Raw genomic sequence first — 9551 nt, forward strand, 5'->3', positions numbered from 1 at the left:
CCATTATTGCGATGGGCGTGACTTTTTTACTGTTACGCGCATTGCAAGGAGTATTGTTCAACGTTCCCACGCTGCTGGTGTGGCTGCTGATTGGTTTGCTGTGTATTGGCGCAGGTAAAGTTCGTCTTCATTATCATGCTTATCTGACAGCTGCTTCACGTAATGATAGCCATGCCCGTGCCACGATGGCTGGCGAACTCACCATGATTCACGGCGTCCCGGCAGGCTGCGATGAACGTGAGTATTTGCGTGAGCTGCAAAATGCATTGCTGTGGATTAACTTTCGTTTTTATCTTGCTCCGTTGTTCTGGCTGATTGTGGGGGGAACCTGGGGACCCGTTACGCTGATGGGGTATGCGTTTTTGCGTGCATGGCAATACTGGCTGGCGCGTTACCAGACGCCGCATCATCGTTTACAGTCCGGCATTGATGCCGTGCTTCATGTACTGGATTGGGTGCCGGTTCGTCTTGCGGGTGTGGTATATGCCTTGATCGGTCATGGGGAAAAAGCGTTACCGGCCTGGTTTGCTTCGCTGGGTGATTTCCATACTTCGCAATATCAGGTATTAACACGTCTGGCACAGTTCTCTCTGGCGCGTGAACCGCATGTCGATAAGGTGGAGACGCCGAAGGCAGCGGTTTCAATGGCGAAGAAAACCTCGTTCGTGGTCGTGGTGGTAATTGCGCTACTGACGATTTACGGGGCGTTGGTGTAAAGATTATTGCCCTCACCCTGCACGGGTGAGGGCGTAGAGAGATTAATGCGCTTTTACGGCTTTGGCGGTTTTCTCTTTAAACAGATAGCCGATACCTAACACGATCAGCCATACCGGGATCAGGTATACCGAAATCGCCATTCCTGGGGTCATCAGCATAATCACCAGTACCGCCGCCATAAACAGCAGGCAGATCCAGTTACCCAGCGGATAAAGCAGAGCAGGGAAGCGAGTTACCACGCCTTGTTCCTGCTTGGCGCGACGGAATTTCATATGCGCCAGGCTAATCATCGCCCAGTTGATGACCAGTGCAGATACCACCAGCGCCATTAACAGTCCGAATGCGGATTCCGGTGCAAGGTAGTTAATCAGCACGCACAATGCCGTAACCAGCGCAGACACCAGAATAGTGTTAACCGGTACGCCGCGTTTGTCGACAGACGCCAGCGCTTTTGGCGCGTTGCCCTGTTGTGCCAGACCAAACAGCATACGGCTGTTGCAATATACGCAGCTGTTGTACACGGAGAGCGCAGCAGTCAGTACCACGATGTTCAGCGCATTCGCCACAAAGGTATCGCCCAATTCGTGGAAGATCAGTACAAACGGACTGGTATCAGCAGTAACGCGGGTCCATGGCATCAGCGAGAGCAGAACGGCTAACGAACCAATATAGAAAATCAGGATGCGGTAGATAACCTGGTTAGTCGCTTTTGGAATGCTTTGCTCCGGATTATCAGCTTCTGCTGCGGTGATCCCCACCAGTTCCAGACCGCCGAAAGAGAACATGATAATCGCCATCATCATCACCAGTCCGGTAAAGCCGTGCGGCAGGAAACCACCCTGATCCCACAGGTTGCTAACACTCGCCTGCGGTCCGCCGTTGCCGCTGAATAGCAGCCAGCCGCCGAAGATGATCATCGCCACCACTGCGATAACTTTGATAATGGCAAACCAGAACTCCATCTCGCCAAACACTTTTACGTTTGTCAGGTTGATGGCGTTGATCACCACAAAGAACACGGCGGCAGAAACCCAGGTGGGGATTTCCGGATACCAGAACTGAATGTATTTACCCACGGCAGTCAGCTCTGCCATGGCAACTAAAACGTACAGTACCCAGTAGTTCCAGCCAGAAGCGAAACCGGCAAAGCTACCCCAGTATTTATAAGCAAAGTGGCTAAAGGAGCCTGCGACAGGTTCTTCTACCACCATTTCACCCAGCTGACGCATGATCAGAAAGGCGATAAAACCAGCAATGGCGTAACCCAGGATAATCCCTGGCCCTGCGGACTGTATTACGGAGGCGCTACCCAGAAATAGCCCGGTCCCTATCGCGCCACCCAGCGCGATAAGCTGAATATGGCGGTTTTTAAGGCCGCGCTTTAGCTGCTCGCCGTGCTGTTGACCTTCCATCATGAAACCTCGTACGGTGATTGTTTTTTTGATCTACGCAGTGATGCGTGTGTAAGTTTGCAATTCCGTTTTTTGTATTAATTTGTTTACATCAAAGACGTTTGAATTGTTACAAAAGGACTTCCGTCAGATAAAGAATAATGGTATGCGGCAGCGAATGCACCCGCTTTATGCATGGTTGAAGATGAGTTGCTTAAAAAGGAACCGTTTGTAAAGGTCAGCCTCAAATCCCCTCAACATACGGAATGAATATAAATTCATTATTTTTGAATTAAAAATCGATAAATTGGTAAGTGAATCGGTTCAATTCGGATTTTTATAGTTTAATAATCGTTAAAAAATCCCTTTCCTACGTAAAGTCTACATTTGTGCATAGTTACAACTTTGAAACGTTATATATGTCAACTTGTTAAAATGTGCACAGTTTCATGATTTCAATCAAAACCTGTATGGACATAAGGTGAATACTTTGTTACTTTAGCGTCACAGACATGAAATTGGTAAGACCAATTGACTTCGGCAAGTGGCTTAAGACAGGAACTCATGGCCTACAGCAAAATCCGCCAACCAAAACTCTCCGATGTGATTGAGCAGCAACTGGAGTTTTTGATCCTCGAAGGCACACTCCGCCCGGGCGAAAAACTCCCACCGGAACGCGAACTGGCGAAACAGTTCGACGTCTCCCGTCCCTCCTTGCGTGAGGCGATTCAACGTCTCGAAGCGAAGGGCTTGTTGCTTCGTCGCCAGGGTGGCGGCACTTTTGTCCAGAGCAGCCTATGGCAAAGTTTCAGCGATCCGCTGGTGGAGCTGCTCTCCGACCATCCTGAATCACAGTATGACTTGCTCGAAACACGACACGCCCTGGAAGGTATCGCCGCTTATTACGCCGCGCTGCGTAGTACCGATGAAGACAAGGAACGCATCCGTGAACTCCATCACGCCATAGAGCTGGCGCAGCAGTCTGGCGATCTGGACGCGGAATCAAACGCCGTACTCCAGTATCAGATTGCCGTCACCGAAGCGGCCCACAATGTGGTTCTGCTTCATCTGCTAAGGTGTATGGAGCCGATGTTGGCCCAGAATGTCCGCCAGAACTTCGAATTGCTCTATTCGCGTCGCGAGATGCTGCCGCTGGTGAGTAGTCACCGCACCCGCATATTTGAAGCGATTATGGCCGGTAAGCCGGAAGAAGCGCGCGAAGCATCGCATCGCCATCTGGCCTTTATCGAAGAAATTTTGCTCGACAGAAGTCGTGAAGAGAGTCGCCGTGAGCGTTCTCTGCGTCGTCTGGAACAACGAAAGAATTAGTGATTTTTCTGGTAAAAATTATCCAGAAGATGTTGTAAATCAAGCGCATATAAAAGCGCGGCAACTAAACGTAGAACCTGTCTTATTGAGCTTTCCGGCGAGAGTTCAATGGGACAGGTTCCAGAAAACTCAACGTTATTAGATAGATAAGGAATAACCCATGTCAGAACGTTTCCCAAATGACGTGGATCCGATCGAAACTCGCGACTGGCTCCAGGCGATCGAATCGGTCATCCGTGAAGAAGGTGTTGAGCGTGCTCAGTATCTGATCGACCAACTGCTTGCTGAAGCCCGCAAAGGCGGTGTCAACGTAGCCGCAGGCACCGGTATCAGCAACTACATCAACACCATCCCCGTTGAAGAACAACCGGAGTATCCGGGTAATCTGGAACTGGAACGCCGTATTCGTTCAGCTATCCGCTGGAACGCCATCATGACGGTTCTGCGTGCGTCGAAAAAAGACCTCGAACTGGGCGGCCACATGGCGTCCTTCCAGTCTTCCGCAACCATTTATGATGTGTGCTTTAACCACTTCTTCCGTGCACGCAACGAGCAGGATGGCGGCGACCTGGTTTACTTCCAGGGCCACATCTCCCCAGGCGTTTACGCACGTGCTTTCCTGGAAGGTCGTCTGACTCAAGAGCAGCTGGATAACTTCCGTCAGGAAGTTCACGGCAATGGCCTCTCTTCCTATCCGCACCCGAAACTGATGCCGGAATTCTGGCAGTTCCCGACCGTATCTATGGGTCTGGGTCCGATTGGTGCTATTTACCAGGCTAAATTCCTGAAATATCTGGAACACCGTGGCCTGAAAGATACTTCTAAACAGACCGTTTACGCCTTCCTCGGCGACGGCGAGATGGACGAACCAGAATCCAAAGGTGCGATCACCATCGCTACCCGTGAAAAACTGGATAACCTGGTCTTCGTTATCAACTGTAACCTGCAGCGTCTTGACGGCCCGGTCACCGGTAACGGCAAGATCATCAACGAACTGGAAGGCATCTTCGAAGGTGCTGGCTGGAACGTGATCAAAGTGATGTGGGGTAGCCGTTGGGATGAACTGCTGCGTAAAGATACCAGCGGTAAACTGATCCAGCTGATGAACGAAACCGTTGACGGCGACTACCAGACCTTCAAATCGAAAGATGGTGCGTACGTTCGTGAACACTTCTTCGGTAAATATCCGGAAACCGCAGCTCTGGTTGCAGACTGGACTGACGAGCAGATCTGGGCGCTGAACCGTGGTGGTCACGATCCGAAGAAAATCTACGCTGCATTCAAGAAAGCGCAGGAAACCAAAGGCAAAGCGACAGTAATCCTTGCTCATACCATTAAAGGTTACGGCATGGGCGACGCAGCTGAAGGTAAAAACATCGCGCACCAGGTTAAGAAAATGAACATGGACGGCGTGCGTCATATTCGCGACCGTTTCAATGTGCCGGTGTCTGATGCTGATATCGAAAAACTGCCGTACATCACCTTCCCGGAAGGTTCTGAAGAGCATACCTATCTGCACGCTCAGCGTCAGAAATTGCACGGTTATCTGCCAAGCCGCCAGCCGAACTTCACCGAGAAGCTGGAGCTGCCGAGCCTGCAAGACTTCGGCGCGCTGCTGGAAGAGCAGAGCAAAGAGATCTCTACCACTATCGCTTTCGTTCGTGCCCTGAACGTGATGCTGAAGAACAAGTCGATCAAAGATCGTCTGGTGCCGATCATCGCCGACGAAGCGCGTACTTTCGGTATGGAAGGTCTGTTCCGTCAGATTGGTATTTACAGCCCGAACGGTCAGCAGTACACCCCGCAGGACCGCGAGCAGGTTGCTTACTATAAAGAAGACGAGAAAGGTCAGATTCTGCAAGAAGGGATCAACGAGCTGGGCGCAGGTTGTTCCTGGCTGGCAGCGGCGACTTCTTACAGCACCAACAATCTGCCGATGATTCCGTTCTACATCTATTACTCGATGTTCGGCTTCCAGCGTATCGGCGATTTGTGCTGGGCTGCTGGCGACCAGCAGGCACGTGGCTTCCTGATCGGTGGTACTTCCGGTCGTACCACCCTGAACGGCGAAGGTCTGCAGCACGAAGATGGTCACAGCCACATTCAGTCGCTGACTATCCCGAACTGTATCTCTTACGACCCGGCTTACGCTTACGAAGTTGCTGTCATCATGCATGACGGTCTGGAGCGTATGTACGGTGAAAAACAAGAGAACGTTTACTACTACATCACTACGCTGAACGAAAACTACCACATGCCGGCAATGCCGGAAGGTGCTGAGGAAGGTATCCGTAAAGGTATCTACAAACTCGAAACCATTGAAGGTAGCAAAGGTAAAGTTCAGCTGCTGGGCTCCGGTTCTATCCTGCGTCACGTCCGTGAAGCGGCAGAGATCCTGGCGAAAGATTATGGCGTAGGTTCTGACGTATATAGCGTGACCTCCTTCACCGAACTGGCGCGTGATGGTCAGGATTGTGAACGCTGGAATATGCTGCACCCGCTGGAAACTCCACGCGTTCCGTATATCGCTCAGGTGATGAACGACGCTCCGGCAGTGGCATCTACCGACTATATGAAACTGTTCGCTGAGCAGGTCCGTACTTACGTACCTGCTGACGACTACCGCGTACTGGGTACTGATGGCTTCGGTCGTTCCGACAGCCGTGAGAACCTGCGTCACCACTTCGAAGTTGATGCTTCTTATGTCGTGGTTGCGGCGCTGGGCGAACTGGCTAAACGTGGCGAAATCGATAAGAAAGTGGTTGCTGACGCAATCGCCAAATTCAACATCGATGCAGATAAAGTTAACCCGCGTCTGGCGTAAGAGGTAAAAGAATAATGGCTATCGAAATCAAAGTACCGGACATCGGGGCTGATGAAGTTGAAATCACCGAGATCCTGGTCAAAGTGGGCGACAAAGTTGAAGCCGAACAGTCGCTGATCACCGTAGAAGGCGACAAAGCCTCTATGGAAGTACCGTCTCCGCAGGCGGGTATCGTTAAAGAGATCAAAGTCTCTGTTGGCGATAAAACCCAGACCGGCGCACTGATTATGATTTTCGATTCCGCCGACGGTGCAGCTGACGCTGCACCTGCTCAGGCAGAAGAGAAGAAAGAAGCAGCTCCGGCAGCAGCACCCGCGGCTGCGGCGGCAAAAGACGTAAATGTTCCGGATATCGGCAGCGACGAAGTCGAAGTGACCGAAATCCTGGTGAAAGTGGGCGACAAAGTTGAAGCTGAACAGTCGCTGATCACCGTAGAAGGCGACAAGGCTTCTATGGAAGTTCCGGCTCCGTTTGCAGGCACCGTGAAAGAGATCAAAGTGAACGTGGGTGACAAAGTGTCTACCGGCTCGCTGATTATGGTCTTCGAAGTCGCGGGTGAAGCAGGCGCGGCAGCTCCGGCGGCTAAACAGGAAGCGGCTCCGGCAGCGGCCCCTGCACCAGCGGCTGGCGTGAAAGAAGTTAACGTTCCGGATATCGGCGGTGACGAAGTTGAAGTGACCGAAGTGATGGTGAAAGTGGGCGACAAAGTTGCCGCTGAACAGTCACTGATCACCGTAGAAGGCGATAAAGCTTCTATGGAAGTTCCGGCTCCGTTTGCAGGCGTCGTGAAGGAACTGAAAGTCAACGTTGGCGACAAAGTGAAAACTGGCTCGCTGATTATGATCTTCGAAGTTGAAGGCGCAGCACCTGCGGCAGCTCCTGCGAAACAGGAAGCGGCAGCGCCGGATCCGGCAGCAAAAGCTGAAACTCCGGCAGCAGCACCGGCTGCGAAAGCAGAAGGCAAATCTGAGTTTGCTGAAAACGACGCTTACGTTCACGCGACTCCGCTGATCCGCCGTCTGGCACGCGAATTTGGCGTTAACCTGGCGAAAGTGAAGGGCACTGGCCGTAAAGGTCGTATCCTGCGCGAAGACGTTCAGGCTTACGTGAAAGAAGCGATCAAACGTGCAGAAGCGGCTCCGGCGGCAACTGGCGGCGGTATCCCTGGCATGCTGCCGTGGCCGAAGGTGGACTTCAGCAAGTTTGGTGAAATCGAAGAAGTGGAACTGGGCCGCATCCAGAAAATCTCTGGTGCGAACCTGAGCCGTAACTGGGTGATGATCCCGCATGTTACTCACTTCGACAAAACCGATATCACTGAGCTGGAAGCGTTCCGTAAACAGCAGAACGAAGAAGCAGCGAAACGTAAGCTGGATGTGAAGATCACCCCAGTTGTCTTCATCATGAAAGCCGTTGCTGCGGCACTTGAGCAGATGCCTCGCTTCAACAGTTCTCTGTCGGAAGACGGTCAGCGTCTGACCCTGAAGAAATACATCAACATCGGTGTGGCGGTGGATACCCCGAACGGCCTGGTTGTTCCGGTATTCAAAGACGTCAACAAGAAAGGCATCATCGAGCTGTCTCGCGAGCTGATGACTATTTCTAAGAAAGCGCGTGATGGTAAGCTGACTGCGGGCGAAATGCAGGGCGGTTGCTTCACCATCTCCAGCATCGGCGGCCTGGGTACTACCCACTTCGCGCCGATTGTGAACGCTCCGGAAGTGGCTATCCTCGGCGTTTCCAAGTCCGCGATGGAGCCGGTGTGGAATGGTAAAGAGTTCGTGCCGCGTCTGATGCTGCCGATTTCTCTCTCCTTCGACCACCGCGTGATCGACGGTGCTGATGGTGCCCGTTTCATTACCATCATTAACAACACGCTGTCTGACATTCGCCGTCTGGTGATGTAAGTAAAAAAGCCGGCCCAACGGCCGGCTTTTTTCTGGTAATCTCATGAATGTATTGAGGTTATTAGCGAATAGACAAATCGGTTGCCGTTTGTTGTTTAAAAATTGTTAACAATTTTGTAAAATACCGACGGATAGAACGACCCGGTGGTGGTTAGGGTATTACTTCACATACCCTATGGATTTCTGGGTGCAGCAAGGTAGCAAGCGCCAGAATCCCCAGGAGCTTACATAAGTAAGTGACTGGGGTGAGGGCGTGAAGCTAACGCCGCTGCGGCCTGAAAGACGACGGGTATGACCGCCGGAGATAAATACATAGAGGTCATGATGAGTACTGAAATCAAAACTCAGGTCGTGGTACTTGGGGCAGGCCCCGCAGGTTACTCCGCTGCCTTCCGTTGCGCTGATTTAGGTCTGGAAACCGTAATCGTAGAACGTTACAACACCCTTGGCGGTGTTTGCCTGAACGTCGGCTGTATCCCTTCTAAAGCACTGCTGCACGTAGCAAAAGTTATCGAAGAAGCCAAAGCGCTGGCTGAACACGGTATCGTCTTCGGCGAACCGAAAACCGATATCGACAAGATTCGTACCTGGAAAGAGAAAGTGATCAATCAGCTGACCGGTGGTCTGGCTGGTATGGCGAAAGGCCGCAAAGTCAAAGTGGTCAACGGTCTGGGTAAATTCACCGGGGCTAACACCCTGGAAGTGGAAGGTGAGAACGGCAAAACCGTGATCAACTTCGACAACGCGATCATTGCAGCGGGTTCTCGCCCGATCCAACTGCCGTTTATTCCGCATGAAGATCCGCGTATTTGGGACTCCACAGATGCGCTGGAACTGAAAGAAGTACCAGAACGCCTGCTGGTAATGGGTGGTGGTATCATCGGTCTGGAAATGGGGACCGTATACCACGCGCTGGGTTCACAGATTGACGTGGTTGAAATGTTCGACCAGGTTATCCCGGCAGCTGACAAAGACATCGTTAAAGTCTTCACCAAGCGTATCAGCAAGAAATTCAACCTGATGCTGGAAACCAAAGTTACCGCCGTTGAAGCGAAAGAAGACGGCATTTATGTGACGATGGAAGGCAAAAAAGCACCAGCTGAACCGCAGCGTTACGACGCCGTGCTGGTAGCGATTGGTCGTGTGCCGAACGGTAAAAACCTCGACGCAGGCAAAGCTGGCGTGGAAGTTGACGACCGTGGTTTCATCCGCGTTGACAAACAGCTGCGTACCAACGTACCGCACATCTTTGCTATCGGCGATATCGTCGGTCAGCCGATGCTGGCACACAAAGGTGTTCACGAAGGTCACGTTGCCGCTGAAGTTATTGCTGGTAAGAAACACTACTTCGATCCGAAAGTTATCCCGTCTATCGCCTATACC

6 protein-coding genes are annotated in these 9551 nt (G+C 51.8%); 5 read left to right on the forward strand and 1 reads right to left on the reverse strand.

The window, feature by feature from the left end; genetic code table 11:
- Positions 1–716, forward strand: a 716-nt coding sequence (gene ampE, locus ATB02_RS24760; RefSeq protein ID WP_105272369.1) for a beta-lactamase regulator AmpE, incomplete at its 5' end; no start/stop codon positions are given.
- A 42-nt stretch (positions 717–758) separates the two neighbouring features.
- Here ampE and aroP read toward each other — a convergent pair.
- Positions 759–2132, reverse strand: coding sequence for an aromatic amino acid transporter AroP (gene aroP, locus ATB02_RS24765; RefSeq protein ID WP_000969912.1), 1374 nt, complete (start codon positions 2130–2132; stop codon positions 759–761).
- Positions 2133–2672: 540 nt separating this feature from the next.
- On the opposite strand from aroP, the gene pdhR reads away from it, so the two are divergent.
- From pdhR to ATB02_RS24790, 4 genes are all read left to right on the forward strand, one after another.
- On the forward strand, positions 2673–3437 hold the full coding sequence (gene pdhR, locus ATB02_RS24770) for a pyruvate dehydrogenase complex transcriptional repressor PdhR (RefSeq protein ID WP_000331776.1): 765 nt from the start codon (positions 2673–2675) through the stop codon (positions 3435–3437).
- Between the two features lie 160 nt (positions 3438–3597).
- Positions 3598–6261 (forward strand): pyruvate dehydrogenase (acetyl-transferring), homodimeric type, encoded by a 2664-nt coding sequence (gene aceE, locus ATB02_RS24780; RefSeq protein WP_000003820.1) that lies wholly within the window; start codon positions 3598–3600, stop codon positions 6259–6261.
- 14 nt (positions 6262–6275) lie between these two features.
- Positions 6276–8168: a pyruvate dehydrogenase complex dihydrolipoyllysine-residue acetyltransferase gene (aceF, locus tag ATB02_RS24785; RefSeq protein ID WP_105272370.1), complete on the forward strand. Its 1893-nt coding sequence runs from the start codon at positions 6276–6278 to the stop codon at positions 8166–8168.
- Positions 8169–8492: 324 nt separating this feature from the next.
- A partial coding sequence (locus ATB02_RS24790; protein ID WP_105272371.1) for a dihydrolipoyl dehydrogenase family protein occupies positions 8493–9551 on the forward strand: 1059 nt, incomplete at its 3' end.

Source organism: Escherichia sp. MOD1-EC5189, assembly GCF_002966045.1.
Lineage (GTDB): Bacteria > Pseudomonadota > Gammaproteobacteria > Enterobacterales > Enterobacteriaceae > Escherichia > Escherichia coli_F.

Coding starts and splice junctions, on each gene's coding strand:
- aroP (WP_000969912.1), bottom strand. CDS start 2,132: ATGATGGAAGGTCAACAGCACGGCGAGCAGCTAAAGCGCGGCCTTAAA.
- pdhR (WP_000331776.1), top strand. CDS start 2,673: ATGGCCTACAGCAAAATCCGCCAACCAAAACTCTCCGATGTGATTGAG.
- aceE (WP_000003820.1), top strand. CDS start 3,598: ATGTCAGAACGTTTCCCAAATGACGTGGATCCGATCGAAACTCGCGAC.
- aceF (WP_105272370.1), top strand. CDS start 6,276: ATGGCTATCGAAATCAAAGTACCGGACATCGGGGCTGATGAAGTTGAA.